24 protein-coding genes are annotated in these 24,903 nt (G+C 61.3%); 10 read left to right on the top strand and 14 right to left on the bottom strand.

Going from position 1 to position 24,903, the window contains the following annotated elements; translation table 11 throughout:
* Nucleotides 1–259 precede the first annotated feature (259 nt).
* The gene (locus QZR30_RS12160) at nucleotides 260–457 is read left to right on the top strand and encodes a Flp family type IVb pilin (RefSeq protein WP_003188231.1); all 198 of its coding nucleotides are present in this window, start codon (nucleotides 260–262) and stop codon (nucleotides 455–457) included.
* Nucleotides 458–510: 53 nt separating this feature from the next.
* Entirely contained in the window at nucleotides 511–915 is a 405-nt protein-coding gene (locus QZR30_RS12165) for a response regulator (RefSeq protein ID WP_046070745.1), read from the top strand.
* A gap of 137 nt (nucleotides 916–1,052) precedes the next feature.
* On the opposite strand, the gene QZR30_RS12170 is transcribed toward QZR30_RS12165, so the two are convergent.
* The 4 genes from QZR30_RS12170 to QZR30_RS12185 all read right to left on the bottom strand — a co-directional run bounded on the left by QZR30_RS12170 (nucleotide 1,053) and on the right by QZR30_RS12185 (nucleotide 7,242).
* Complete coding sequence (locus QZR30_RS12170; protein WP_274357846.1) at nucleotides 1,053–2,735, bottom strand: ShlB/FhaC/HecB family hemolysin secretion/activation protein; 1,683 nt, start codon at nucleotides 2,733–2,735, stop codon at nucleotides 1,053–1,055.
* A gap of 186 nt (nucleotides 2,736–2,921) precedes the next feature.
* Entirely contained in the window at nucleotides 2,922–4,736 is a 1,815-nt protein-coding gene (locus QZR30_RS12175; protein WP_311903347.1) for a collagen-like triple helix repeat-containing protein, read from the bottom strand.
* A gap of 302 nt (nucleotides 4,737–5,038) precedes the next feature.
* Nucleotides 5,039–5,887 (bottom strand): MaoC family dehydratase, encoded by an 849-nt coding sequence (locus QZR30_RS12180; protein WP_046070747.1) that lies wholly within the window; start codon nucleotides 5,885–5,887, stop codon nucleotides 5,039–5,041.
* Nucleotides 5,888–5,889: 2 nt separating this feature from the next.
* Nucleotides 5,890–7,242, bottom strand: coding sequence for a 3-oxoacyl-ACP reductase (locus tag QZR30_RS12185; RefSeq protein ID WP_311903348.1), 1,353 nt, complete (start codon nucleotides 7,240–7,242; stop codon nucleotides 5,890–5,892).
* Between the two features lie 114 nt (nucleotides 7,243–7,356).
* On the opposite strand from QZR30_RS12185, the gene QZR30_RS12190 reads away from it, so the two are divergent.
* Both QZR30_RS12190 and QZR30_RS12195 read left to right on the top strand, forming a co-directional pair.
* Nucleotides 7,357–8,634, top strand: a complete 1,278-nt coding sequence (locus QZR30_RS12190; RefSeq protein WP_274357848.1) for an acetyl-CoA C-acetyltransferase — start codon at nucleotides 7,357–7,359, stop codon at nucleotides 8,632–8,634.
* A 134-nt stretch (nucleotides 8,635–8,768) separates the two neighbouring features.
* On the top strand, nucleotides 8,769–9,668 hold the full coding sequence (locus QZR30_RS12195; RefSeq protein WP_005784460.1) for a PA4780 family RIO1-like protein kinase: 900 nt from the start codon (nucleotides 8,769–8,771) through the stop codon (nucleotides 9,666–9,668).
* A 142-nt stretch (nucleotides 9,669–9,810) separates the two neighbouring features.
* On the opposite strand, the gene cueR is transcribed toward QZR30_RS12195, so the two are convergent.
* From cueR to QZR30_RS12210, 3 genes are all read right to left on the bottom strand, one after another.
* Nucleotides 9,811–10,212 carry a Cu(I)-responsive transcriptional regulator gene (gene cueR, locus QZR30_RS12200; RefSeq protein WP_046070750.1) on the bottom strand — a complete coding sequence of 134 codons (402 nt, stop codon included), beginning with the start codon at nucleotides 10,210–10,212 and terminating at the stop codon, nucleotides 9,811–9,813.
* Nucleotides 10,209–12,410, bottom strand: a complete 2,202-nt coding sequence (locus QZR30_RS12205; RefSeq protein ID WP_046070751.1) for a heavy metal translocating P-type ATPase — start codon at nucleotides 12,408–12,410, stop codon at nucleotides 10,209–10,211. The genes cueR and QZR30_RS12205 overlap by 4 nt, the downstream gene beginning before the upstream one ends.
* A 66-nt stretch (nucleotides 12,411–12,476) precedes the next feature.
* Nucleotides 12,477–12,857: a hypothetical protein gene (locus QZR30_RS12210; protein WP_046070752.1), complete on the bottom strand. Its 381-nt coding sequence runs from the start codon at nucleotides 12,855–12,857 to the stop codon at nucleotides 12,477–12,479.
* 148 nt (nucleotides 12,858–13,005) lie between these two features.
* Here QZR30_RS12210 and QZR30_RS12215 point away from each other — a divergent pair, with 148 nt between their 5' ends.
* Together QZR30_RS12215 and QZR30_RS12220 are read left to right on the top strand one after the other, a co-directional pair.
* On the top strand, nucleotides 13,006–13,203 hold the full coding sequence (locus QZR30_RS12215; protein ID WP_046070753.1) for a heavy-metal-associated domain-containing protein: 198 nt from the start codon (nucleotides 13,006–13,008) through the stop codon (nucleotides 13,201–13,203).
* 87 nt (nucleotides 13,204–13,290) lie between these two features.
* Complete coding sequence (locus tag QZR30_RS12220) at nucleotides 13,291–14,484, top strand: multidrug effflux MFS transporter (protein ID WP_059398444.1); 1,194 nt, start codon at nucleotides 13,291–13,293, stop codon at nucleotides 14,482–14,484.
* A gap of 6 nt (nucleotides 14,485–14,490) precedes the next feature.
* Here QZR30_RS12220 and QZR30_RS12225 read toward each other — a convergent pair whose 3' ends face one another.
* From QZR30_RS12225 to QZR30_RS12235, 3 genes are all read right to left on the bottom strand, one after another.
* Complete coding sequence (locus QZR30_RS12225) at nucleotides 14,491–14,673, bottom strand: hypothetical protein (RefSeq protein WP_046070755.1); 183 nt, start codon at nucleotides 14,671–14,673, stop codon at nucleotides 14,491–14,493.
* 146 nt (nucleotides 14,674–14,819) lie between these two features.
* Entirely contained in the window at nucleotides 14,820–15,833 is a 1,014-nt protein-coding gene (locus QZR30_RS12230) for a zinc-binding alcohol dehydrogenase family protein (RefSeq protein WP_311903349.1), read from the bottom strand.
* 44 nt (nucleotides 15,834–15,877) lie between these two features.
* Complete coding sequence (locus QZR30_RS12235) at nucleotides 15,878–16,171, bottom strand: putative quinol monooxygenase (protein WP_046070757.1); 294 nt, start codon at nucleotides 16,169–16,171, stop codon at nucleotides 15,878–15,880.
* Nucleotides 16,172–16,288: 117 nt separating this feature from the next.
* Here QZR30_RS12235 and QZR30_RS12240 point away from each other — a divergent pair, with 117 nt between their 5' ends.
* The 3 genes from QZR30_RS12240 to QZR30_RS12250 all read left to right on the top strand — a co-directional run bounded on the left by QZR30_RS12240 (nucleotide 16,289) and on the right by QZR30_RS12250 (nucleotide 19,523).
* Complete coding sequence (locus QZR30_RS12240; protein ID WP_046070758.1) at nucleotides 16,289–17,218, top strand: LysR family transcriptional regulator; 930 nt, start codon at nucleotides 16,289–16,291, stop codon at nucleotides 17,216–17,218.
* A 134-nt stretch (nucleotides 17,219–17,352) separates the two neighbouring features.
* Nucleotides 17,353–18,039: an ArsR/SmtB family transcription factor gene (locus QZR30_RS12245; protein ID WP_046070759.1), complete on the top strand. Its 687-nt coding sequence runs from the start codon at nucleotides 17,353–17,355 to the stop codon at nucleotides 18,037–18,039.
* Between the two features lie 113 nt (nucleotides 18,040–18,152).
* On the top strand, nucleotides 18,153–19,523 hold the full coding sequence (locus QZR30_RS12250; RefSeq protein WP_311903350.1) for an MFS transporter: 1,371 nt from the start codon (nucleotides 18,153–18,155) through the stop codon (nucleotides 19,521–19,523).
* Nucleotides 19,524–19,599: 76 nt separating this feature from the next.
* Here the strand turns inward: QZR30_RS12250 and QZR30_RS12255 are convergent, their stop codons facing one another.
* Nucleotides 19,600–20,553: an adenosine deaminase gene (locus QZR30_RS12255; protein ID WP_043051475.1), complete on the bottom strand. Its 954-nt coding sequence runs from the start codon at nucleotides 20,551–20,553 to the stop codon at nucleotides 19,600–19,602.
* A gap of 193 nt (nucleotides 20,554–20,746) precedes the next feature.
* On the opposite strand from QZR30_RS12255, the gene QZR30_RS12260 reads away from it, so the two are divergent.
* A complete protein-coding gene (locus QZR30_RS12260) occupies nucleotides 20,747–21,838 on the top strand; it encodes a calcium:proton antiporter (protein WP_046070761.1) in 1,092 nt (363 codons plus the stop codon).
* A 166-nt stretch (nucleotides 21,839–22,004) separates the two neighbouring features.
* On the opposite strand, the gene QZR30_RS12265 is transcribed toward QZR30_RS12260, so the two are convergent.
* The 3 genes from QZR30_RS12265 to QZR30_RS12280 all read right to left on the bottom strand — a co-directional run bounded on the left by QZR30_RS12265 (nucleotide 22,005) and on the right by QZR30_RS12280 (nucleotide 24,899).
* Nucleotides 22,005–23,363 (bottom strand): 8-oxoguanine deaminase, encoded by a 1,359-nt coding sequence (locus tag QZR30_RS12265; RefSeq protein WP_311903351.1) that lies wholly within the window; start codon nucleotides 23,361–23,363, stop codon nucleotides 22,005–22,007.
* 211 nt (nucleotides 23,364–23,574) lie between these two features.
* The gene (locus tag QZR30_RS12275; RefSeq protein ID WP_046070763.1) at nucleotides 23,575–24,261 is read right to left on the bottom strand and encodes an SDR family oxidoreductase; all 687 of its coding nucleotides are present in this window, start codon (nucleotides 24,259–24,261) and stop codon (nucleotides 23,575–23,577) included.
* A gap of 56 nt (nucleotides 24,262–24,317) precedes the next feature.
* Nucleotides 24,318–24,899 carry an IMPACT family protein gene (locus tag QZR30_RS12280; protein ID WP_056847044.1) on the bottom strand — a complete coding sequence of 194 codons (582 nt, stop codon included), beginning with the start codon at nucleotides 24,897–24,899 and terminating at the stop codon, nucleotides 24,318–24,320.
* Nucleotides 24,900–24,903 lie beyond the last annotated feature (4 nt).

A 24,903-nucleotide genomic window follows, 5' to 3' on the forward strand; every position in this document is an offset into this window, starting at 1 on the left:
TGAACAACTAACGATTTGGCTATTTGAAGGTAGCTCAGCTAGGACGAAATGCCATTACCGTATGAAAAAATTATCTGTAGGCTAAATCTGACCCCCGTAAAATCGGATTTGGGGCGGCAGCGCCGCGACTAATACTTTGTGATTAATTCGTTCTTACAGTTGTGAGTGTCAACTTTGTTGACAATGCTCTAGTGGCACACGGCAATCATCGTGCGGGCCAGCAGTAACGGCGCTTTGTGGCGCATGAAGGAGAAGTCTTATGATCCTTGATCTGTTCTTGAAGTTTTACATTCACGCTCAGTTATTCTTGCGTCGCAGAGACGGAGCATCAGCCATTGAGTATGTGATTATCGTGGCGATAGTTGCGTTGGTGATCATTGGGTTCGGTACTGGGCTGGGCGATAAAATAAAAGGCGTTTTCCAGAAGGTGTCCGATGCACTGCCGGCGGCGACATAACCGTAAGTACTGTAGGTTGTCGTTTCGATGATCTTTTTAATCAGGTACTGCCCATGAGCCCCCCGTCGTCAGCCCGCCAACAAATCCTATTGGTGGACGACGAGGAGGATGCGCTGGTCGAGTTAGCCGAATCCCTCGAAAACGAGGGATTCGTCTGTTTCACTTCCACGTCCGTGACTTTCGCCCTGCAAGAATTGACACTTCATCCTGATATAGCGTTGGTCATCACTGACTTGCGCATGCCCGAGGAAAGCGGGATTTCCTTGATCAAGCGCCTGCGCGAACACACATCGCGCTCGCATTTGCCTGTGATCGTGATGTCCGGCCATGCCGAGATGGATGATGTCAGTGACATGCTGCGTCTGCAGGTGCTGGATCTGTTTCGCAAGCCGATCTATCTGGTGCGCTTGATCGATACCCTCAACAGCCTGTTTCCTCTGCCGAAGTCCCGTCGGTAGTTGGCCCGCGCAGTTCCAAAAAAATGTGGGAGAGGGCTTGCCCCCGATGGCGGTGTGTCAGTCACAGATTTGCTGGCTGGCATTCCCTCATCGGGGGCAAGCCCCCTCCCACATTTTTAGTTAAGGCATCGGCTGGGTCAGAGCTGATAACTGAAACTCAACGTATACCGCGGCCGCCGGTTGTAGCTGTCCAGGGCTATGTCCGACATCGGTTTGGCCGCTTCCAGGGCGATGTTGTAGTACTTGTTGTCGCCAAAGCGCAGGCCCACGGCCGCCGATGACATGTTGCTGGCCTTCACCGGCAGCTCGTTGAACCAGGTTTTGGCGCGGTCGAGCACCACATAGGGTTGCAGGACTTTCACCCAGTCACCGGCGCGGTTGTAGCTGTAGTTGACCTCGTAGGCCGCCCCCCAGCCCTTGTCGCCCGAGCCTTGGTCATCAGGGTAGCCGCGGCCGAAGTTCTGCCCGCCGAAGGTGGCGCGCTCGCTGTCGGGCAGGGTGTCGTTACTCCAGTAGAAGGCCCCTGAAAGCACGCCTTGCCAGTTATCGAAGAACTTGTTGCTTTGCACCCCGGACAGCCGCAGGCGGAAGAAGTCGAGGTCGGGCTTTGCCACGTCCAGGTCACTGCGGGCTTTGGCGCCCAAGCCGTCGATACCCCGGTACAAGCCGCCGCTGATAATGCGCAATTGCCGCGCATCAGCCTTGCGCCAATCACCCTCGAACGCCAGCGCACGCAGGTTCGATTCGATATCAAAACGCAGCGGGTAGCCCACCAGTTTGTAGCGGGTGGTCTGGTCCACGGCGTACAGGCGCGTACCCAGGGTCAGCGACTCGGTGGGCGAGGCAATCAGCGGGTGGCTCAGGCCAATGGAGTAGCGGTCCACGGACTGGTGCGGCTTGAGTTGGAAGCCGCCGTCCAGTTGCACATTGGCATTGGGGTCGGCGCGGTAACGTTCGGCGGCCAGTGCGAACTGGCTGCCTTCGGCATTGATGAACTGGTTGTAGTCCACGCGGTAGTAATGCTCTTTATCTTCGCCCGGCGGGAACAGGCCGCTGACGGTGAGCTGTTCGCCCAGGAAGGTTTGCGAATTGCTGGTGGCGCTGAGCAACGCCTGGGTGCCGCCACGGCTTTTCTGCACCAGGCTCATGCTGGTGGTGAAGGGCTTGCGGCTGGCCTGGATCTGCATGTGCGTGGCGCCATCGGTGGTGCCCGGCGGCGGCACTTGCGCCTGCACGGTGAGGCCCGGGATGCGGCTCATCAGAGTGGTGTAGCGTTCGAAGGTTTTGCGGGTCAGGGGACGTTCGGCCAGGAGTTTATTCGCCAGCTTGTCGACGTAGGCCGACACCGGGCCGATGTCGCCGGTCTGCTGGTAATCCTTGATGTAACCCTCCACCAGGACCACGCGGACCAGGCCGTTTTCGAAGTTTTGCTGCGGCAGGAACGCATAGGACAGCAGGTAGCCGTCTTGCTGGTAGCGGCGGGTGATGCCACGGGTGGCTTCGATCAGTTGCGCGAGGTTGGTCTCACGTCCAATCAACGGCGCGTAGGCCTTGGCCGTCTCGGTGAGCGGGTAGATCGTCCCGCCTTCGATTTGCAGCTTGCGGATGGTGACCTTGGTGTCCATCAGCAGCGGCTGGCCCGCCGTCGGCGGCGCCTCGGGCACCTGGGTTTGCGGGGTGGCCGGGCGGTAGGCGTCGGCGGGCAGGTTGGGGACCGGCAGGGTGCGGATTGTGTCGTTACTGTTCAAAAAGCTGGGAAGGGGCTCGGCCTGTACGTAGGCACTGAGGGTCATCAATAACAACGGTGTCAACACGCGCATAGGACACTCCATGGTCAACTGCAGCAGCGCTTCGGGCCCGCCGGGTTCTAGGACGCGGTTCGGGAGGGCGGCGGTTCATCACCTATGTCGCCGCCCATAAAAAAGACGAGAGACTTATTTAGGGTCTCTCGTCTCAACCAAGCGTAGGCGCTGTAGGGGAGGCCGTCTAATCGGCCAGGTGCAATTCTATTTTCCGGTCAGGCCGTTCAACAAACCGCCAAGACCGCCCGTTGCTGTGGTGCCGCCGGTTGTTGTCGTTGCAGTACCGGTGGTTGTGGTGCTGGCGCCGACGTTCAGGCCGCCAAGCAGGCCACCGCTGGTGCCGCCAGTGCCGCCGGTGACCAGGCCACCTACCGAGCTCACGGTGTTGCCGACCGCCGTAACGGTGGTGCCGAGGGTGTTGGTGACCGGGTTGGCATTGGCTGTGGTGAGGTTAGTGCCCAGGCTGCTCACAGCGCCGCCGACTTGTGTTACCAGGCCGTTGACTGGAGCACCAACGCCAGTGGTGGTACCAATGTTTTGCGTCAGTGCAGTGACGCCGGAAGTCACTGGGTTCAAAGCTGCGCCGACATTGGTTGCGACTGCTGCGACCGGTGCCGTGGCGCCGGTGTTGGCGACGCCGGTACCACCCAGCACGGTGCCTACGGAGGCGATGGTGTTGCCCAGCGCGCCGCCGGTTACGCCGGCTGCACTGACGGTGCCGTTGGTGTTGCCCACATTCAGGCCAGTACCCACGTTACTTACCAGGCCACCCACCAGTTCCGGTATGCCGGGGGCTGCCGTGCCACCCGCAGGTGCGACATAACCGCCGGACTTATCGAGTGTGCCCCCGACGCCAGTCAGCACGCTGCCGACCACGCTGGTGACAGGGTTGCCGGTGCCGCCAGTGCTGGCGACTTGGGTACCCAGGCTGGTGACCGTCGAGCCGACTTTGTCCAGCAGGCCATTGACGGGAGTGCCCAGGCCGGTTGCGGTGCCCAGATTGCCGGTGGTGTTTTCCACCAGCGACACCACAGGCACCACTATTTTGCCACCCAGGGTGTTGGTCAGCGAACCCAGCGGGCCAGTGGTGCTGGCGGTGCTGAGGGTATCGCCGAGCATGGTCACCGTGGTGCCGACTTTATCGACTACGCCGCCGACCGCACCGCCGACACCGCCGGTCAAGCCACCGACCACGGGGACGCCGCCGAGGGTGGTCGACAGCGATTGGCCGGTGGTCGAGAGGCCGCCGCCCAGGTCGGCGACGCCATTACCTACGCCTGCCACGGTGATGCCCAGGGAGTTGCTATTGGTGCCCAGCGAGCCCAGGCCGGTGGTCACGCCGGTACCGATGCTGGTGACAGCAGTGCCTGCCGAGGTCACCAGGCCGCCAGCGGTAACGCCGACGACGGGTACACCGTTCAAGGTCGAGCCAAGATCACCCACGGCTGCGCCTACATTGCCCACGGTGGTGCCGAGGGTGCCAGCGATCTGGCCGGTGATCAGTGGGGTAGTTGTCGAGCCAGTTCCGCCGCCAGTACCACCACCTGTTCCGCCGGTGCCGCCACCTGTGCCACCAGTGCCACCGCCGGTCCCACCAGTACCGCCACCAGTACCGCCAGTGCCACCGCCGGTCCCACCAGTACCGCCACCGGTTCCACCCGTGCCGCCGCCCGTACCACCTGTTCCGCCGTCAGTGCCGCCAGTGCCGCCGCCGGTCCCACCCGTGCCGCCGTCAGTTCCGCCGGTGCCACCACCCGTGCCGCCGTCAGTGCCGCCAGTGCCACCACCAGTTCCGCCCGTGCCGCCGTCAGTGCCGCCGGTACCACCGCCAGTTCCGCCCGTGCCACCGCCCGTGCCGCCGTCACCACCACCTGTGCCTGCACCTGCTCCGGCATCTGGTGAGGACGCTGCCACGCTGGATTTATGCCCGCCACCTCCGCTGCTGCAGCCACCGAGGCTCAACGCCATGATCAGGGCCAGAGCGGTACTTGCTTTCCAAAACACTACTTGAGTTTTCATGATTGAGTTCCTTGCACCTGGTACAACCTTGGTTGTTTCAAACCCTCGTTACTTCTTGGGGTAGCGATAGGTTTGTCCGTGTGGTTATCACAGGCCCAGGCGCTCTTTCGTGCAACGCTCAACTTGGTATTAACGATTTATATAGATAAGGTCTTAGTCGGCTTAACGACTAATACGAAAGGTGTAATAGATAAGACTTTGATAAAAACTTAAGTTTTTTAAATCAGGGAGTTAAATAAAAAAACGGACCTCGTGAGGTCCGCTATAACTTTGGATGTATATATACAATTAAGCAGGGTATTTCAGGCGATCGGCTGCCACTTGCCGAGCATATGCTGAATGTCGCCCGCGCCTTGGAGTGCCAGCTCGCCACTGGAACCGGCCGTGCTGCTCATCAATATCACTTCACTGGGCAGGCGCACGGGCTTCTTGAACTCGACTTCTATCTCAATATTGGCAGCCGGCAGATGTGCTCCCAGCGCCGCCAGGGTGCGCGCCTTATTCCACAGCCCATGGGCAATGGCCTGGGGAAAACCGAATAACTTGGCCGTCGGCGCACTGAGGTGGATCGGGTTGTAATCGCCCGACACCCGGGCATAGCGGCGGCCGATATCGGCAGGCGCTTTCCAGCGTGTCAGCTCGCTGGTCGGGCCAGGGGCCAGGAAGGTTTTATCCACGGCTTCGCCTTCAAGCTTCACGCCGCGACATAGCATTTGGCTTTCGGCCTCCCAGAGCAGCCCAAGCGCATCCTCGACCACGGTCACAATGTCAAAGGTCGCGCCCTTGGCGTGGGGCTTCAGGTTATGCGCATAGACGCCGATGCTCAGGTCGCCCACGCCACCCAAGGGGCGATGAATGCGGATGCGATTGCTCAGGTGAACCAGCCCCAGCAAGGGGAACGCAAACGCCTTGTCAGTCAGCAACTGCATCTGCAGGCCGAACGCCAGGATATGCGGATAGGTCGCCGGTAGCATCGGGCCGTCGGCAAACCCGCAGACCTTTCGGTAAGCCGCGACGGCCCTGGGGTTGACGCTGACCCGGCAACGCAAGCCGTGTTCGGGCAAGGTGCTGCCGGTGATCTTGCGCTTGAGCGCCGCTCGCCAATACAACGGCAGTAGAGAGGGCGAACTGTCTAAGGTGTGCCATTGCATGTTTACGCTCCCAGAAGACTTTGCCCACATACCCGCAGCGCTTGGCCGCTGACCGCACCGGAACCCGGCTGACCGAGCCAGGCCACCGCTTCGGCCACGTCCTGGGGCAAGCCACCCTGGCCTAATGAACTCATGCGACGCCCGGCTTCACGTAGGGCGAACGGGATATGCGCGGTCATCTGGGTCTCGATAAAGCCTGGCGCCACGGCATTGATGCTGATTCCGCGTTCCTTCAACAGGGGCGCCCAGGCCTGGGCCAGGCCGATCAAGCCGGCCTTGCTCGCGGCATAGTTGGTTTGCCCGCGATTACCGGCAATGCCGCTGATCGAGGCCAGCAGCACCACCCGTGCGTTGTCATGCAGGCTGCCGCTGTCGAGCAGGGCCTTGGTCAGCACCTGCGGGGCATTGAGGTTGACGGCCAGCACGGCGTCCCAGTATTCCGGGGTCATGTTGGCCAGGGTCTTGTCGCGGGTGATACCGGCGTTGTGTATCAGGATATCGAGGCCGTCGGGCAGGTGTTCGACCAGTTGGCTGGCGGCGTCTTCGGCGCAGATATCCAGCACCACCGTGCGCGCATTCAAGCGCGCAGCCAGGGCTTCGAGATCGGCCTTGGCCTGGGGCACGTCGAGCAGAATCACCTCGGCACCGTCGCGGGCCAGGGTTTCAGCGATGGAAGCACCGATGCCACGGGCGGCTCCGGTGACCAGGGCTTTGCGCCCCGCGAGCGGGCGCGTCCAGTCCTCGACCGGGGTGTCGCAGGCCGCCAGGCGGATGACCTGGCCCGAGATATAAGCGCTTTTCGGCGACAGGAAAAACCGCAGCGCACCTTCCAGCTGGTCCTCGGCGCCGTCGCCCACATACAGCAATTGCAATACGCCGCCGCTGCGCAACTCCTTGGCCAGGGAGCGGCTGAAACCTTCCAGGGCATGCTGGGCGCTGGCAGCAAACGGATCGCTGAGGCTTTCCGGCGCCCGGCCGAGGATCACCACGTGGGCACTGTGATCAAGGTTTTTCAGCAGCGGCTGGAAGAACTCGCGCAGTTGCTTGAGCTGGTCGGTGTGCTGCAAGTGGCTGGCGTCGAACACCACCGCCTTGAGCTTAGGGCCGTGCCCGGGGATCCACGCGGTTGCTGTCGAGGCTTCGGTGCCGTAGCTGTAAACCGCGTCGGTGAGTCGATTGGCAAACGCCAGCACCTGGGTCGTCAACGAGCCCCCGCCGAGCAGCAGTGCACCCTCGACCGGGCGCAGTCGTCCGGCCTGCCAGCGTTCCAGGCGTACCGGCGACGGCAGGCCAATGGCGGCGACCAGGCGATGGCCGAGGCTTGAGTTGGCGAAGTCGATATAACGGTCAGACATGGAACGCTCTCCGAAGGCTGGGGTTCAAAGGGTTGACCACCCTGGGGTGGCAGTCGTTCGATTGAGCCTAGGCTAGGCTTGATGATTCCACCCACCTTCAAAAGGGAGCTTTCCATGACTCAATTGCGCCGTGTAGCGATCATTGGCGGTAATCGCATTCCTTTCGCCCGCTCCAATGGCCCATACGCCACGGCGAGCAACCAGGCGATGCTGACCGCCGCGCTGGAGGGCCTGATCGAGCGCTACAACCTGCACGGCCTGCGCATGGGCGAGGTAGCCGCCGGTGCGGTACTCAAGCACTCCCGAGACTTCAACCTGACCCGCGAATGCGTGCTCGGCTCGCGCCTGTCGCCGCAAACCCCTGCATACGATATCCAGCAAGCCTGCGGCACCGGGCTGGAGGCGGCGTTGCTGGTGGCCAACAAAATTGCTCTGGGCCAGATCGAATGTGGGATTGCCGGCGGCGTAGACACCACGTCCGATGCTCCGATCGGGGTGAACGAAGGCTTGCGCAAGCTTTTGCTGCAAGCCAATCGCGGTAAATCCATGGTGGATAAACTAAAAACCTTGTTACAACTTCGTCCCCAACATCTCAAGCCGGAACTGCCGCGCAATGGCGAACCACGCACCGGCTTGTCCATGGGCCAGCATTGCGAACTGATGGCGCAGACCTGGCAGATTCCTCGCGTCGAACAGGACCAGCTTGCGCTTGAGAGTCATCAGAAAATGGCCGCGTCCTACGCCGAAGGCTGGCACAACGACTTGCTCACGCCCTTTCTTGGCCTCACCCGCGACAACAACCTGCGCCCCGACCTGACCCTGGAGAAACTCGCCAGCCTCAAGCCGGCCTTCGAGCGCAGCGCAAAGGGCACGCTCACCGCCGGCAACTCCACGCCGCTCACCGATGGCGCATCCCTGGTGCTGCTGGGCAGTGAAGCCTGGGCCAAGGAGCGTGGCCTGCCGATCCTGGCGTACCTGCGCGATGGCGAAGCGGCTGCGGTGGATTTCGTCAACGGTGCCGAGGGGCTGTTGATGGCGCCGGTGTATGCGGTGCCGCGCTTGCTGGCCCGCAACGGCTTGACCCTGCAGGACTTTGATTACTATGAGATCCACGAAGCCTTCGCCGCCCAGGTGTTGTGCACGCTCAAGGCGTGGGAAGATGCGGACTATTGCAAGACCCGTCTGGGCCTGGATGCGCCGCTGGGATCCATCGACCGCAGTCGGCTCAACGTCAAGGGAAGTTCCCTGGCGGCGGGCCATCCGTTTGCCGCCACCGGCGGGCGCATCGTCGCCAACCTCGCCAAACTGTTGGATGCGGCGGGCAAAGGTCGCGGGCTGATTTCGATCTGTGCTGCTGGCGGCCAAGGGGTGACGGCGATTATCGAACGCTGATTAACGACAAAATTGGCCCATTGCATGCATTCTTGAGTGGTCAGAGGTCGGTAGCCTCTCCCACCGGCGAGCCGATTGCCGTATAACGAGTGCCACACGCGTGTTTGGTAATACAGGACCCACAATAAAAGCTGATGAAGACTCCTAAACGCATTGAACCCCTGATCGAAGACGGTCTGGTCGACGAAGTGCTGCGCCCACTCATGAGTGGTAAAGAAGCAGCTGTTTATGTGGTGCGCTGCGGCAACGAATTGCGTTGCGCCAAGGTTTACAAGGAGGCGAACAAACGAAGTTTTCGTCAGGCGGCCGAGTACCAGGAAGGCCGTAAGGTTCGTAACAGCCGCCAGGCCCGGGCCATGGCCAAGGGCTCCAAGTTCGGCAAGAAAGAAACCGAGGACGCCTGGCAGAACGCCGAAGTTGCGGCGCTGTTCCGCCTGGCCGGTGCGGGCGTTCGCGTGCCCAAGCCGTATGACTTTCTTGAAGGCGTGCTGCTGATGGAGCTGGTGGCCGACGAGTACGGCGATGCGGCGCCGCGCCTGAACGACGTGGTACTGGAGCCGGACCAGGCGCGTGAATACCACGCCTTCCTGATCTCCCAGATCGTGCTGATGCTATGCACCGGCCTGGTGCACGGCGACCTTTCTGAGTTCAACGTACTGCTCACGCCAACTGGCCCGGTGATCATCGACCTGCCCCAGGCGGTGGATGCGGCGGGCAACAACCATGCATTCAACATGTTGGAGCGCGACGTTGGCAACATGGCTTCCTACTTCGGGCGCTTTGCCCCGGAGTTGAAGAAGACCAAGTACGCCAAGGAAATGTGGGCGCTGTACGAAGCCGGCACCTTGCACCCGGCCAGTGTATTGACCGGTGAGTTCGACGAACCGGAAGAGCTGGCGGATGTGGGCGGTGTGATCCGCGAGATCGAAGCGGCGCGGCTGGATGAAGAGCGTCGCCAGGCGATTCGTGCGGCGGATGATGCGCCACCGAGCAAAGTGCCGGACGAACCACCGCCGCCGCCTTGGATGCAGTGATCTTCGGGTAGATGAAGATCAAAATGTGGGAGGGGGCTTGCTCCCGATGGCGGTGTGTCAGCGACAGATGTGTTGACTGTCACTCCCTCATCGGGAGCAAGCCCCCTCCCACATTTGGATTTGCGTGTAGCCAGTTAGAGCATCAGGCGCAGCAGTTGCCCGCTGCCAACTCCTTGAGTATCGGGCAGTCCGGTCGATGATCGCCCTGGCAGTGCTCCATCAGGTCCTGCAAGGTATCGCGCAGTTGCCCCAATTCGCGAATCTTGTGATTCAGCTCGTCGATGTGCTGGCGCGCCAAGGCTTTTACGTCGGCGCTGGCCCGTTGGCGGTCTTCCCACAGGGTCAGCAGCTTGCCGACTTCTTCCAGTGAAAACCCCAGGTCCCGCGAGCGCTTGATAAACGTCAGGGTGTGCAGGTCGTCATGGCCATACACGCGATAGCCGCTGTCAGTGCGATGGGGCGTTTTCAGCAGGCCGATGGATTCGTAGTAGCGAATCATCTTTGCGCTCAGCCCGCTGTTGCGGGCGGCTTGGCCGATGTTCATGGGCGTTGATCCTCCAAGTCCTTGGGTTTCCAGGTTTTCAACAACAGTGCATTACTCACCACGCTGACGCTGGACAAGGCCATCGCCGCACCGGCCAGCACCGGGTTGAGCAGGCCGAAGGCGGCCAGGGGAATGCCGATCAAGTTATACACAAAGGCCCAGAACAAGTTCTGGCGAATTTTCGCGTAGGTCTTGCGGCTGATCTCCAGGGCCGCCGGCACCAGGCGTGGGTCGCCCCGCATCAGGGTGATGCCGGCCGCATGCATGGCCACGTCGGTACCGCCACCCATGGCGATGCCGATATCGGCCGCGGCAAGGGCCGGGGCGTCGTTGATGCCGTCGCCGACCATCGCCACCACGCCGGTTTTTTTCAGTTCGGCAACGGCAGCCGCTTTGTAGGCGGGCAGTACCTCGGCGTGCACATCGTCGATACCCAAGGCCTCTGCGACGACCCGGGCACTGCCGTGGTTATCGCCGGTAATCAGGTGGCTGCTGATGTGTTGCGCTTTGAGCTGTTGCACGGCCTCCAGCGCGCCGGGCTTGAGGGTGTCGCCAAACGCGAACAAGCCCAATACGCGGGGCTGCGTGCCTTGCTCGATAAGCCAGGACAAGGTGCGGCCTTCGGCTTCCCAATCCTTGGCGCGCTGAGCCAATTCGCCCGCCTCCAAGCCCGTCTCTTCCAGCAAGCGTCGATTACCCAGCGCCAGTGGCCGACCGTCCAGCGTGCCGGCAATGCCGCGTCCGGTCAGGGACTGGCTGGCACTCACATCGGCCACGTCCAGACCTTTCTCCTGGCACGCATCCAGCACGGCCTTGGCCAATGGGTGTTCACTGCCGCGTTGCAACGCGCCGGCCTGTTGCAACAAGAGTGCTTCGTTGCCATCCACGGCCGCCAGGTGCGCAATTTTCGGCGCGCCGGAGGTGAGGGTGCCGGTCTTGTCGAACACCACGGCGCTCACCGCATGGGCGCGCTCCAATGCTTCGGCATCCTTGATCAGAATGCCGTGGCGCGCGGCGACGCCGGTGCCGGCCATGATCGCAGTTGGCGTGGCCAGACCCAGGGCGCAAGGGCAAGCGATCACCAGCACTGCAACCGCATTGATGATCGCAGTTTCCAGGGATGCGCCGTACCACCACCAGCCCACTACGGTGATCAACGCCAAGACCAATACCGCTGGTACAAACACCTGGCTGACTTTATCCACCAGTTTCTGGATCGGCGCCTTGGCAGCCTGGGCGTCTTCGACCAGGCGGATGATGCGCGCCAGCACGCTCTCGGCCCCCAGGGCCAGGGTGCGCACCAATAAACGACCTTCACCGTTGATGGCGCCACCGGTGACCGGGTCGCCTGGCTGTTTAGGCACCGGCAGGCTTTCACCGCTGATCAGCGCCTCATCGGCATGGCTTTGGCCCTCCACCACTTCACCGTCCACCGGGAAGCGTTCGCCGGGTTTGACCAGCACCAGGTCACCGTGCTTCAACGCATTGATCGCGACGTCTTCTTCGCGGCCATCCTGCACGCGGATCGCCCGTTCCGGACGCAAGGCTTCCAGGGCGCGGATCGCGCTGGCGGTCTGGCGTTTGGCGCGGCTTTCCAGGTATTTGCCCAGCAGCACCAGGGCGATGACTACCGCTGAGGCTTCGAAGTACAGGTGCGGCGTCACGCCTGGGGCGGCGGTGAGCCATTCATAGATGCTCAGGCCGTATCCGGCGCTGGTGCCGATCGCCACCAGCAGGTCCATATTGCCAGCGCCGGCGCGTACGGCTTTCCATGCGGCAACATAGAAGCGCGCACCGAGGATGAATTGCACCGGCGTGGCCAGGGCAAACTGTATCCAGGCGGGGAGCATCCAGTGCAGGCCGAAGGGTTCCACCAGCATTGGCAGCACTAAGGGCAACGCCAGCAGGATCCCTGCCACCAACGCCCATCGCTCACGGCGCAGGCGTCGGGCCTGGTCGGCTTCGGTGGCGGTTTCGCTTTGGGGCAGGGTGGCGGTGTAACCGGCCTTGTCGACTGCGGCGATCAGTACGCTGGCGTCCATCTGGCCGAGCACTTCGATATGAGCGCGTTCGTTGGCCAGGTTGACGCTGACACGCTGTACCCCCGGCACCTTGCCCAGCGCGCGTTCGACGCGGCCGGCACAGCTGGCGCAGGTCATGCCGCCGATGGGCAAGTCAAATGTGGTGGATCCATTCATGGGACAGTCCTCCAGGAGAAGTTGCCCTTAGGATCAACCTTAACCTGTGGGGAAGGTCAAGCGTCTTCAGTATTCCAATGCCGCAGGCTTGAGGTACATGCCGTCCGGGCCTTGAGCGATACGCAATTTGCGTACATCGCCAGCCTTCAAGGTAATGTTCTGCGCGGGTGGCGCCAGCAGGCTGGGCAGGCAGCCTCCGGACTGACCTGGTAGCAGCTTGAGACGCAGCGATACATCGCCCGCAGGCAGATTGAACGAGGTGGCCTGTTCTTGGAACAGGCGCCCGGCCAACTGGTCCTGGATATACAGGCCGATCTCGCAGTTGGTCGGCACCTCCAGGCGCTCGCGGGAAATGATCAGCACCGCATAATCTTCAGCGGCAAGGGCTTGGGGCGCAGCAGCAGACAGGCTCATCAGGCCGGCAAGGGCAAAAAACGACCAGCGCATGGCGAATGCTCCGTGGTTCACAGCAAGGAAAGTTGAAGCTTGGCCGACGTTGCCTGCGAATACCAGCCCGGCCGATTTTTTTGAAACTTGACCTTGCTGTCGTGGCAAGGTTGACACTGTGTCCCAACCTCATCAAAGGAGTCATGTCATGCAAATATTCAGTGTTGAAGGAATGACCTGCGGCCATTGCGTTCGAGCGGTGACCCAGGCGGTACAGAGCCAGGACCCGGCAGCGAGTGTCGAAGTGGATTTGGGCGCTAAAGAAGTGCGCGTGGCAAGCAGCCTGCCCGCGGATAAGGTCATCGAACTGATCATCGATGAGGGCTACACCGCTAAGCTGGCGTGATTTTTCTGATCGTTAGCGACCTAACGTAATGTTCATGGCACCCAAGCGCGGCTAGACTGTCGGGCTGCCGACTCACTTGGGTGTCTGATGAACCTTCGCATAATCCTGATTTTGGGCGCCTTGAGCGCCTTTGCGCCGTTGGCGATCGATTTTTACCTGCCGGGCTTTCCGGCGATGGCCACGGCCTTTGCCACCGATGAAAAACATATCCAGTTGACCCTGGCGGTGTACTTCGCCGGCCTGGCCATTGGCCAATTGATCTACGGCCCATTGGCCGACCGCTTTGGTCGTCGCGTGCCGCTGCTCAGTGGCGTCACTCTGTTTACCCTTGCGTCCTTCGCCTGTGCCTACGCACCGTCCCTGGAATGGCTGATCGTTGCGCGCTTCGTGCAGGCCCTTGGCGGTTGCGCGGGCATGGTGATTTCCCGGGCGGTGGTCAGTGACAAGTGCGATGCGGTGGGCTCGGCCAAGGTGTATTCGCAACTGATGCTGGTCACCGGCCTGGCGCCGATCCTTGCACCTTTGGCGGGCGGGTTGATGGTCGGGGTGTGGGGCTGGCAATCGATCTTCCTGGCACTGTCGCTGTTCAGCGTAATGGCGGCGATTGCCGTGGCAGTCGGGTTGCCGGAAACCTTCCCGGCCGATCAGCCGCGCCAGCCGTTGTCTGGCTCGTTGCGCCGCTACGGCTCGCTGTTGTCGGACCGCGTATACCTCGGCTATGCCTTGACCGGCGGCATCTCGATTGCCGGGATGTTTGCCTACATCGCCGGCTCTCCCTTCGTATTTATCAAACTCTACGGCGTGCCTGCCGAGCATTACGGCTGGCTGTTCGGTTCCAACGCCGCCGGCTTTATCCTGGTAGCGCAGTTGAATGCGCGGTTGCTGGCCAAGCGCGGCCCGGCGTTTTTGCTGTCGCGCACGGTATGGGTTTATGTGGCGGCCGCGTTAACGTTGCTGGGTATTGCCGCGCTGCGCACCGAGGCCTTGTGGCCTTTGCTGGTGCCACTGTTTATCTGTATCGCCAGCCTGGGCTGCATTTTGCCCAATACCTCGGCGTGCGCCATGAGCGGGCAGGGCGCCCGGGCCGGCAGTGCGTCGGCGTTGCTCGGTTGCATTCAGTTCGGTGTGGCGGCAGGGGCTGCGTCGTTGGTCGGCGTGTTGCACGACGGCACAGCGATGCCGATGGCCATGGTCATCTGCTTGTGTGGTGTGCTGGCGGTGACGATTGCGATGTCGACCCAGCGCCTGCAACGGGCAAGGGCCGAACAGGCGCAGGTCTGAAATGGGTCAGCCAGCGGCGGAGCGTTGCTGGCCGAGGGGAAAGCGGTGGGGCGCCTGGATACGGGCTTGCAGGGTTTCGGCAAAGGCGCGGGCCTCGGCTTCACTGCGAAAGGTGATGGCTTTGCCGTCGAGACGAACCTGCCATTGGCTGCCTGGGGATTTTGCTAACGCTTTTATCAGGATCTTCATTGCTGACTTCCTCGCGTAAAAGACTCGTGGCAAAGGCGGCCAATATAAACCCGAATCCCCTTAAAAATATGACAAGGGTCAACTCTCAGACTAATGGCGTCGTCCATTACTTACATGAATAACGGACGACACTGACAGTCGTTTTTTTAGAACCCTTCCAGCACGATCTTGCCCTTGGCCTTGCCGCTTTCCAGCAGCGCGTGGGCACGCCGCAGGTTGGCCGCATTGATTACACCGAAGTGCTCGCCCACCGTGGTTTCCAGGATGCCAGCGTCGATCAGTTCGGCCACGCGGTTGAGCAAGTTGTGCTGCTCGATCATGTCCGGCGTTTCGAACATCGAGCGGGTGTACATGAACTCCCAGTGCAGCGACAGGCTCTTGCGCTTGAGCTTGCTCACATCCAGCGCCTTGGGGTCATCGATCAGCGCCAGCTTGCCTTGGGGTTGCAGCGCCTCCACCAGTTGATCGAGGTGATGCTCGGTCTGGGTCAGGCTGGCAACGTGGGTCACTTGCGGGTGACCGGCCTGTTTCAGCGCTTCGCTCAGCGGCTGGCTGTGGTCGATCACCAAGTGGGCACCCAGGGCCTTGGCCCAGGCCTGGGTCTCGGGGCGCGAGGCGGTGCCGATGACTTTCAGCGCGGTGAGCTGGTTGGCCAGTTGCGTCAGGATCGACCCCACGCCGCCGGCAGCGCCGACGATCAGCAGGCTCTGGCCTTGATCTTCCTTGCCTTCAATTATCTGCAAGCGTTCGAACAGCAGCTCCCAGGCGGTGATGGCGGTCAACGGCAATGCAGCCGCTTCGGCAAACCCCAGGCTCTTGGGCATATGGCCGACGATGCGCTCATCCACCGTGTGCAGTTCGCTGTTGCCGCCTGGGCGTACCAGGGAACCGGCGTAGAACACCTTGTCGCCAGCCTTGAACAGCGTCACGTCGCTGCCAACGGCCTGGACCACACCGGCCACATCCCAGCCCAGCACCTTGGCGGCGCCGTTTTCGGGGGTGACGTTCTGGCGCACCTTGGTGTCCACTGGGTTGACCGAGATGGCTTTGACTTCCACCAACAGGTCACGCGGGCCGGCCACGGGCTCCGGCAGTTCGATGTCTTGCAGGGATTTTGGGTCGTGGATCGGCAGTGAGGCGTAGTAGGCAATGGCTTTCATGGTGGCTCCGGTAAAGGGGGCGTGATGCGGACTTGATGTAGGGATCAGGCGAGGAATTTCAGGCGCTTGAGGTCGAAATGTTCGAGCACGTCAGCGGCTTTGGCGCGAAAGCTCTGGATATGCGCGCTCTGGTCATGGTCGGCCAGCGCTGCCTCACTGCTCCAGCGTTCGAGCATGTAGAAGGTCTCGGGGTGTTGCAGGTCCTGATGCAGGTCGTACTGCTCGCAGCCGGCTTCCAGGCGGGTCGGTTCCAGTAGGCCGCGCAGCAAGGGTTCCAGGGTGGCTTGTTGGCCGGGTTTGGCGATCAGCGTGGCGATGACGTTAAAGGCGGTGGGCATATTCAACTCCTGGCACGTGATGACGGAATGCGCAGATGATTGGCTATTTCCCATGTAGATAAAAGCGGCTAAAACAGCAGTCTGTTTCAACCAAATTTTGATAATGGATGGAAGTGCATGCTGCGTTTTGATGATTTGCAGTTGTTTGTGCGCGCCGCGGACTTGGGCAGCCTCTCGGCGGCGGCGCGGGTCATGGACCTGTCGCCCGCGGTGGCCAGCGCGGCGCTCAAGCGTATCGAGCAGCAACTGGGCACGCGCTTGCTGGCGCGCTCAACCCGCAGCCTGCGCCTGACCGCCGAAGGCGAGGGCTTCCTGGAGTATGCGCGTGCGTCACTGGGTGCGCTGGACGAAGGGCGGCGCCTTTTGGCCAGTGGACAAGATCATGTCAGCGGCGTGCTGCAATTGTCGGCGCCATCGGATTTTGGGCGTAACCAGCTGGTGCCGTGGCTGGACGAGTTCCAGCAGCAACACCCGCAATTGAATGTGCGCCTGTTGCTCGGCGATCGCATTGCCGACCTGTTTCGCCAGCCGGTGGACATTGCCTTGCGCTATGGCGAACCCGAAGACTCCAGCCTGATTGCGCTGCCCATCGCCCCGGACAATATTCGAGTGCTGTGTGCCGCCCCCAGTTACCTCGCCCGCCATGGCGAGCCGCGACATCTGGAACAACTGGCCCAGCACAATTGCCTGCTCTACATGCTCGGTAGCCGGGTGCATGACCACTGGGGTTTTTACGACGGCAAGCGTCATGTAAGCCTGACGGTCAGCGGTGACCGCTTCAGTGATGATGCCGATGTCGTGCGCCGCTGGGCGGTGGCGGGGATGGGGATTGCCTACAAGTCCTGGCTGGATATAAGCACCGACGTGCTGGCCGGGCGCTTGCGCTTGATTCTGCCGGAGCTGCAGGGCGAGCGCACGCCGCTCAACTTGCTGTGTGCCCATCGTGCGCAATTGAGCAAACCTATCAATCTGCTGCGGGAGATGCTCGTGGCACGTTGTGCGATATTGACCGCGCAGCGACCGGGGCGAATGGCTGCTAGGCAATAGCCTGCGCCACGGTCGGAAGTTTCACTCATATCCTGTCCTGATCTGCGCTGTCAGACGCCGCGGAACCGCTGGTCTGCGCACCTATACTTTGGCCTCAACCGCAGCAGAAAAATGGTTTAACAGGGAGTGAATACATGGAAGCAGCACCTTGCATCAGTCAGATCGCCAGCTTGCTCGCCGAGCCCAAGCGCACGGTCATGCTCTGGGCCTTGATGGACGGTTCGGCGAAGTCTTCAGAAGAGCTGGCGACCCTGGCCGGACTATCGCCGGCATCGGCCAATGCACATTTGGCGCGCCTGGCCGGCAGCGGCCTGCTGCGAACCGAGGCTCGACGGGGCAAGCGGTTGTTTCGCGTGGCGGCTGCGGATGTCAGTGTCGCCATTGATGCGCTGGCCAGTACCACCATGGCCAGCGCGGCGCGCAGCACGCCGAATGCCTTGCCGCCGGCGCTTATGGCGCCACCGCTGCTGCGGCGTGCCCGCCTGTGTCACGGCCATCTCGGCGGCGAGCTGGCGGCAGGGCTGTACCGGCGGATGTTGGAGGCAGGCTGGATCCAGCGCCATGAGCAGCGTACCGAGGTCACGGTCAAGGGCGCGCAGTATTTGGCAGGCCTGGGCATTTTTACCCAGGCACTGGCGGCGCCGTTGGCCTGCGATTGCTTCGACTGGAGCCAGCAGCAACCGCATCTGGGAGGGGCGCTGGGTGCGGGGTTGTTGCAACTGTTCCTGCAGTCGGGCTGGATCAGTGTGGTCAACGAGTCGCGGGCTTTGCAGGTTTCCGATCTCGGGCTCGCGCAAATCAACCGGCTGGCGGCAGTGTAGGCGCCTCGTCAGCGGTTCGCGTCGTTCAGGGTTTCAGTCAGGTCGCATCCAGCAATAGCCAGGGATAACGATGTCGCACACTCGCCGAGGGATTTTTCACAAGGGGGTGTGGCATGGGTATACAGGGCTATAGCGCAGCGGAACGGTTGGAGCGGCTGCCGATCAGTGGTTACCACCGAATCATTTTCATCATCATCGCCTTGGCGTTTTTCTTCGACTCCATGGACTTGGCGATGATGACCTTCCTGTTGGGGTCGATAAAAACCGAGTTTGGCTTGAGCACCGCCCAGGCCGGATTACTGGCCAGTTCGAGCTTTTTCGGCATGGTGGTCGGCGCCTCGCTCTCCGGCATGCTCGCCGATCGCTTCGGGCGCAAGCCGGTGTTCCAGTGGAGCATCGTATTGTGGGGCGTTGCCAGTTACTTGTGTTCCACGGCGCAGACGGTGGAGATGCTGACGTTGTTTCGTATCCTGCTGGGCATTGGCATGGGCATGGAGTTTCCCATCGCTCAGTCGATGCTGTCGGAGCTGATTCCGGCCAAGGGACGCGGGCGCTACATCGCGTTGATGGATGGTTTCTGGCCGTTGGGTTTTGTGGCCGCAGGCGTGCTGTCTTACTTCCTGTTACCGGTGATTGGCTGGCGCGACATCTTCCTGGTGTTGGCGGTGCCGGCGGTGTTTGTGTTGGCCATCCGGTTCTTTATCCCGGAATCACCGCGCTGGCTGGAACAGGCCGGAAAGCATGAGGCGGCGGACAAGGTGTTGCTGGGCATTGAGCAGAAGGTACGCGAGTCCCTGGGCCGGGCTGATTTACCCGAGCCGGTTGCCCTGCCGAGGGTCGCGACTGTACCGGGGACTTTCTTCTCCGCGTTCCAGCAGCTGTGGTCGACGCAGTACCGCCAACGCACAATGATGATCTGGAGTGTGTGGTTTTTTGCCTTGCTCGGCTTTTACGGGCTGACATCGTGGTTGAGTGCGTTGTTGCAGCAATCGGGTTTTGCCGTGACCCAGTCGGTGTATTACACCGTGATCATTTCCCTGGGAGGGATCCCGGGCTTCCTGATGGCGGCGTGGCTGGTCGAACGCTGGGGGCGTAAGCCGGTGTGCATCGTGACGCTGCTGGGCGGCGGGGTGATGGCGTTTTTGTATGGGCAAAGTGCGGTGTTTGGCGGCAACGTCGGCCTGCTGATTACTTCGGGGCTGCTGATGCAGTTCTTCCTGTTTGGCATGTGGGCCGTGCTGTACACCTACACGCCGGAGTTGTATCCCACTTCTGCGCGGGCGACAGGTTCTGGGTTTGCTTCGGCGGTTGGCCGGGTTGGCTCATTGCTCGGGCCGTTGGTGACCGGGCTGGTCTTCCCGATAACAGGGCAGGGCGGGGTGTTTGCCTTGGGCGCGCTGTGCTTTGCAGTCGCGGCGCTGGTGGTGTGGGTGTTTGGGATGGAGACGAAGGGCAAGACGTTGGAAGAGCTCACCCAAGTCTAAAGCTCAATACAAAACCTATGTGGGAGGGGGTTTGCCCCCTCCCACATTTAGCATGCATTCATTTAATGATGGCTGGTTATGGCTTTACGAGCCGTGCATCCAGGCTGTTTTGCGCCAGGCGTTTGGCCTGGTCCTGGGTCATGCCCAGGGAGGTGTACAGCGCGTGGAAGTTCTCGGTGACATAGCCGCCGAAGTACGCCGGGTCATCCGAGTTCACAGTCACCTTCACGCCACGCTCGAGCATGTCGAGGATGTTGTGCTGGGCCATGTCGTCGAACACGCAGAGCTTGGTATTGGACAGCGGGCACACGGTCAACGGAATCTGTTCGTCGATGATGCGCTGCATCAGGCGTTCATCTTCGATGGCACGTACGCCATGGTCGATACGCTGGATCTTCAGCAGGTCGATGGCTTCCCAGATGTACTCGGGCGGGCCTTCTTCACCAGCGTGAGCCACGGTCAGGAAGCCTTCGTGACGGGCACGGTCGAACACGCGCTGGAACTTGCTCGGTGGGTGGCCCATTTCCGAGCTGTCCAGGCCCACGGCCACGAACGCATCACGGAACGGCAGGGCCTGGTCGAGGGTTTTCTCGGCTTCGGCTTCGCTCAGGTGGCGCAGGAAGCTGAGAATCAAGCCGCTGGTGATACCCAGTTGCTGCTCGCCATCCTTAAGTGCCGCGGCGATGCCGTTGAGCACCACTTCGAACGGCACGCCACGGTCGGTGTGGGTCTGCGGGTCGAAGAAGGGTTCGGTATGAATCACGTTCTGGGCCTTGCAGCGCAGCAGGTAGGCCCAGGTCAGGTCGTAGAAATCCTGGGACGTGCGCAGCACATCGGCGCCTTTGTAATACAGGTCGAGAAACTCTTGCAGATTATTGAAGGCATAGGCCTTGCGCAGGGTTTCGACGTCGTTCCACGGCAGCGCTATCTTGTTACGTTCGGCCAGGGCGAACAGCAACTCAGGCTCCAGCGAACCCTCCAGGTGCAGGTGCAATTCAGCCTTGGGCAGGGCGTTGAGCCAATCGTACATTTTTAAAATCTCATCAGGTGCAATGGCGGCATTCTACAGGCCATGGCTGAAATAATCGGCAAAACCTGACCAGCAGGAGAGTATTTGTCTCACCCACGCAAGGTTGATGTGAACTAAGGTGTAACGAAACGTTAGCGGCTTGGCGCAGTCTGTACCCCATCAATGACTGATTCGCCGTATGAAAAGGCCCGGAATGCTCACATCCCTCAAGCAAGAAAAATTCATGTTGCTGGCGCTGATTGCCGCCATTGCCGCCTACCCGCTGGAGCACTGGATGCTCCACAGCGGGCAACTGGTGGCGCTGCTGGCAGGCTTGGCGCTGATCGCCTTTATCGTGATGGCTTCGATGCGCGTCGCGCACCATGCCGAGCAACTGGCGGAAAAGGTAGGTGACCCCTACGGCACCATGATCCTGACCCTCGCCGCGGTATTGGTGGAAGTGGTGATCCTGGCGATCATGATGAGCAACGAGCCATCGCCCACGCTGGTGCGTGACACCATCTACTCGGCGGTGATGCTCGATATCAACGGCATCCTCGGTCTGGCCGCGCTGATGGGCGGCATCAAGCATGGCGAGCAGTCTTACAACGATGATTCAGCACGCACCTACAGCGTAATGATCCTTACCGCTATGGGTGTGTCGATGGTGGTGCCGGAGTTTATCCCCGAAGCGGATTGGAAAATCTACTCGGCCTTCACCATTGGCGCGATGGTGGTGCTTTACACCTTGTTCCTGCGCATGCAGGTGGGGCCGCACAGCTACTTTTTCAGCTACAGCTACCCGGAAAAGCGCCGCAAGAAAACTCCGGAGGAGGAGCAGGCGCCGCCGGTCAACCTGGCGTTTTCCATCGGCACGCTGGTCTTTGGGGTAATCGTGATCGGCGCATTGGCCGAGGTGATGTCCAAGACCCTCGACCTGGGCCTGGAAGGCACCGGCGCACCGCCGGTAATCACGGCGATTGTGGTGGCGGCTATCTCTGCCGCGCCGGAAATCCTGACGGCACTGCGCGCTGCGTTGGCTAATCGTATGCAGTCGGTGGTGAATATTGCGTTGGGGGCATCGTTGTCTACGGTGATCCTTACGGTGCCGGTGATGGAGGCCATGGCCCTGTATTCCGGCCAGCCGTTCCAGATGGCGATGACGCCGGTGCAGACGGTGATGGTGTTTATCACGCTGATTGTCAGCGCGATCAACCTCAACGATGGCGAAACCAATGCCATCGAGGGCATGACCCATTTTGTGTTGTTTGCGACCTTTATCATGTTGTCGCTGCTGGGGCTGTAACCAGACTTCGAGAACACCCCAGAACCAAACGTGGGAGGGGCGGTGCGACGGTTCGACTTGCTCCCGATAGCGGTGGATCAGCCAACTTATATATGACTGAAACACCTCCATCGGGAGCAAGTCGAACCGTCGCACCGCCCCTCCCACATTTTGGAATGTGTTGGGCTCAGGTGCCGGCGATGAGTTGGCGAGCCGCCTGAGTGTGATCGGCGATCAAGCCTTTCAGGTCCAGGCCTTCGACTTGGCCGTCGATTACCCGCCACTGGCCGCCGACCATCACCCGATCCGCCCGATCCGCACCGCACAACAGCAACGCTGAAATCGGATCGTGGCTGCCGGAAAAGCGCAGTTCGTCCAGCTTGAATAGCGCCAGGTCAGCCTGCTTGCCTACCGCCAGTTCACCAATATCCGTACGCCCCAGCAACTGCGCCGAACCTTTGGTTGCCCAGCCCAGCACGCTTTCTGGGGTGATCTTTTCTGCGCCATAACGCAGGCGCTGAATGTACAGAGCCTGGCGCGCTTCAAGGATCATGTTCGACGCGTCGTTGGAAGCGGAACCGTCCACGCCCAGGCCGATGGGCGCGCCGGCGGCAAGCAGATCCAAGGTCGGGCAGATGCCGGAGGCCAGGCGCATGTTCGAGCTTGGGCAGTGGCAGATGCCAGTACCGGCGGCGCCCAGGCGTGCGATTTCATCCAGGTTGAAGTGAATCCCATGGGCCAGCCAGGTGCGTGGGCCGAGCCAGCCGACGCTGTCGAGGTAGTCCACGGTACGCAGGCCGAAACGTTGCAGGCAGAAGTCTTCCTCGTCGAGGGTTTCCGCCAAATGGGTGTGCAGGCGTACATCCAGGCGGTTGGCCAGCTCGGCGCTGGCTTGCATGATCTCGGGGGTGACCGAGAACGGCGAGCACGGCGCCAGGGCTATCTGGATCTGTGCACCGTCGCCACGCTGGTGGTATTCACGGATCAGGCGCTGGCTGTCGTCGAGGATCACCTGGCCTTGTTGTACGGTCTGCTGCGGCGGCAGGCCACCATCGGCTTCGCCCAGGCTCATGGAGCCGCGGGTGAGCATGGCGCGCATGCCCAGTTCGCGCACGCTTTCTACCTGCACATCAATGGCGTTTTCCAGGCCATCGGGGAACAGGTAGTGGTGGTCGGCTGCGGTGGTGCAGCCTGAGAGCAGCAATTCAGCCAAGGCGACTTTGCTGGCCAGGGCAAGTTTTTCCGGGGTGAGCCGTGCCCATACCGGGTACAGGGTTTTCAACCAGGGAAATAACGGCTGGTTGACCACCGGGCCCCAGGCGCGGGTCAGGGTTTGATAGAAGTGATGGTGGGTGTTGATCAGCCCAGGCAAGACCACATGCTCGCGAGCGTCGAACATCTGTGCACAGGGTTGTGCCGGTTCTTGGTCTTGGGCCAGCACTTCGGTGATCACACCGTCTTGCAGCACCAGGCCGCCGCGGGCATCGAGGCCATTGGCAGTGAAAATCGCGAGAGGGTTTTTTAACCAGATACGGGTCGCAGGCATTGGCCGGCTCCTCTGAATGATGGGTTCAGGTTTGCCAGCTCAGTGTTGCCCTGTCTGCTGATCCAGGGTCGCCGGGGAGGGCGAGGTGGGCAGTTTACCTCTGTAGGAGCGAGCTTGCTCGCGAAAATCGTCAACGATGACGCGGGCAGTCTGGCTTTAAGCAGTGCCTGGGCGTTCTTCGCGAGCAAGCTCGCTCCTACAGTTGGGGGGGTTACCAGGCGATGGTGTCGCCCTTGTAGTCCACGAAGTGGTGGCCGCCTTTGCCGGTGTAGGCATTCACCTGATCCACCAGGCCGCGCACGCTGGTGTCGACGTCGATATGCGCATTTTCGCCGCCCATGTCGGTCTTCACCCAGCCCGGATGCATCGACAGCACGGTCAGCTTGTGATCGCCCAGTTGGGTGATAAAGCTGTTGGTCATCGAATTGAGTGCAGCCTTGCTGGCCTTGTACAGCGCCAGATCCGAACCGTCGGGAATGGTCACGCTGCCCAGTACCGAACTCATGAAGGCCAGCACACCGGTGTCTTTGCGGATCTGCCCGACAAAGCGCTGGGCCAGGTTAATCGGTGCCACGGCGTTGGTGAAGAACAACTGGCCGACTTCCGCCAGGGTGGCGTGGCCGGGCTCCTGGTTCGCCGGGCCCTTGACGCCAGCGTTGACGAACAGCAGGTCGAAGGTGCGGTCTTTCAGGCGTTGGGCCAGGGCGATCACGGCTTGCTGGTCGTCCATGTCCAACTTCTCGACCTGCACCGGCCCCACGGCTTTCAGCGCATCGGCTTTGCTCGGATCGCGCACGGTGGCGGTCACGTCCCAGCCATCCTGGAGCAATTGCTTGACCAGGCCAAGGCCCAGCCCGCGTGAGGCGCCGATGATCAGTGCGGTTTTTGGCGTAGACATGAAAGGCTTCCTTTGAAATCGCGGTTCAGGGAGTTCAGCACGTAACAGTAGCAGTTTCAGCGTTGCAGCAGGATGCGCCCACGGCTCAGGTCGGCGAGCTGGGCTTGCAGGGTGTCGATGTGTGCCTCCCCCAGCGCAAGCTGCAGCTCCACGCCGTTGGCGGTGAAGGTTTCTTCCACCACCAGGCCTGCGAGTTCAGCGACACGCAGCTTCACCAGGTTCAGCTCGGAAAACCCACAGGCGCAGCTCAGTGGCACACGGCTGACCAGTTCGATGCGCTCGGCATTTTGCAGGCATTTGTTTGCACCGCCGCCATAGGCACGGGCGAGGCCGCCGGTACCCAGTTGGATGCCACCGTACCAGCGAATTACCAGCACCGCGACCTGATCAAAGCCCTGTGCCTCGATAGCCGCAAGAATCGGGCGCCCGGCGGTGCCGCCAGGTTCGCCGTCATCGTTGCTGCGGTATTGGTCGGCCAGCTTCCAGGCCCAGCAGTTATGCGTGGCGTTCAGGTCGCTGTGTTGCTCGAAAAAAGCCTGGGCGTCCTGCGGGCTGGTGATGGGTGCCGCCAGGGTGATAAAGCGGCTTTTGCGGATTTCTTCACGAAATTCGCAAAGGCCTGTCAGCGTAAAAGACATAACT

The sequence above is a fragment of the Pseudomonas sp. rhizo25 genome (genome assembly GCF_031931935.1).
Taxonomy (GTDB): domain Bacteria; phylum Pseudomonadota; class Gammaproteobacteria; order Pseudomonadales; family Pseudomonadaceae; genus Aquipseudomonas; species Aquipseudomonas synxantha.

Coding starts and splice junctions, on each gene's coding strand:
- QZR30_RS12160 (WP_003188231.1), top strand. CDS start 260: ATGATCCTTGATCTGTTCTTGAAGTTTTACATTCACGCTCAGTTATTC.
- QZR30_RS12165 (WP_046070745.1), top strand. CDS start 511: ATGAGCCCCCCGTCGTCAGCCCGCCAACAAATCCTATTGGTGGACGAC.
- QZR30_RS12170 (WP_274357846.1), bottom strand. CDS start 2,735: ATGCGCGTGTTGACACCGTTGTTATTGATGACCCTCAGTGCCTACGTA.
- QZR30_RS12175 (WP_311903347.1), bottom strand. CDS start 4,736: ATGAAAACTCAAGTAGTGTTTTGGAAAGCAAGTACCGCTCTGGCCCTG.
- QZR30_RS12180 (WP_046070747.1), bottom strand. CDS start 5,887: ATGCAATGGCACACCTTAGACAGTTCGCCCTCTCTACTGCCGTTGTAT.
- QZR30_RS12185 (WP_311903348.1), bottom strand. CDS start 7,242: ATGTCTGACCGTTATATCGACTTCGCCAACTCAAGCCTCGGCCATCGC.
- QZR30_RS12190 (WP_274357848.1), top strand. CDS start 7,357: ATGACTCAATTGCGCCGTGTAGCGATCATTGGCGGTAATCGCATTCCT.
- QZR30_RS12195 (WP_005784460.1), top strand. CDS start 8,769: ATGAAGACTCCTAAACGCATTGAACCCCTGATCGAAGACGGTCTGGTC.
- cueR (WP_046070750.1), bottom strand. CDS start 10,212: ATGAACATCGGCCAAGCCGCCCGCAACAGCGGGCTGAGCGCAAAGATG.
- QZR30_RS12205 (WP_046070751.1), bottom strand. CDS start 12,410: ATGAATGGATCCACCACATTTGACTTGCCCATCGGCGGCATGACCTGC.
- QZR30_RS12210 (WP_046070752.1), bottom strand. CDS start 12,857: ATGCGCTGGTCGTTTTTTGCCCTTGCCGGCCTGATGAGCCTGTCTGCT.
- QZR30_RS12215 (WP_046070753.1), top strand. CDS start 13,006: ATGCAAATATTCAGTGTTGAAGGAATGACCTGCGGCCATTGCGTTCGA.
- QZR30_RS12220 (WP_059398444.1), top strand. CDS start 13,291: ATGAACCTTCGCATAATCCTGATTTTGGGCGCCTTGAGCGCCTTTGCG.
- QZR30_RS12225 (WP_046070755.1), bottom strand. CDS start 14,673: ATGAAGATCCTGATAAAAGCGTTAGCAAAATCCCCAGGCAGCCAATGG.
- QZR30_RS12230 (WP_311903349.1), bottom strand. CDS start 15,833: ATGAAAGCCATTGCCTACTACGCCTCACTGCCGATCCACGACCCAAAA.
- QZR30_RS12235 (WP_046070757.1), bottom strand. CDS start 16,171: ATGCCCACCGCCTTTAACGTCATCGCCACGCTGATCGCCAAACCCGGC.
- QZR30_RS12240 (WP_046070758.1), top strand. CDS start 16,289: ATGCTGCGTTTTGATGATTTGCAGTTGTTTGTGCGCGCCGCGGACTTG.
- QZR30_RS12245 (WP_046070759.1), top strand. CDS start 17,353: ATGGAAGCAGCACCTTGCATCAGTCAGATCGCCAGCTTGCTCGCCGAG.
- QZR30_RS12250 (WP_311903350.1), top strand. CDS start 18,153: ATGGGTATACAGGGCTATAGCGCAGCGGAACGGTTGGAGCGGCTGCCG.
- QZR30_RS12255 (WP_043051475.1), bottom strand. CDS start 20,553: ATGTACGATTGGCTCAACGCCCTGCCCAAGGCTGAATTGCACCTGCAC.
- QZR30_RS12260 (WP_046070761.1), top strand. CDS start 20,747: ATGCTCACATCCCTCAAGCAAGAAAAATTCATGTTGCTGGCGCTGATT.
- QZR30_RS12265 (WP_311903351.1), bottom strand. CDS start 23,363: ATGCCTGCGACCCGTATCTGGTTAAAAAACCCTCTCGCGATTTTCACT.
- QZR30_RS12275 (WP_046070763.1), bottom strand. CDS start 24,261: ATGTCTACGCCAAAAACCGCACTGATCATCGGCGCCTCACGCGGGCTG.
- QZR30_RS12280 (WP_056847044.1), bottom strand. CDS start 24,899: ATGTCTTTTACGCTGACAGGCCTTTGCGAATTTCGTGAAGAAATCCGC.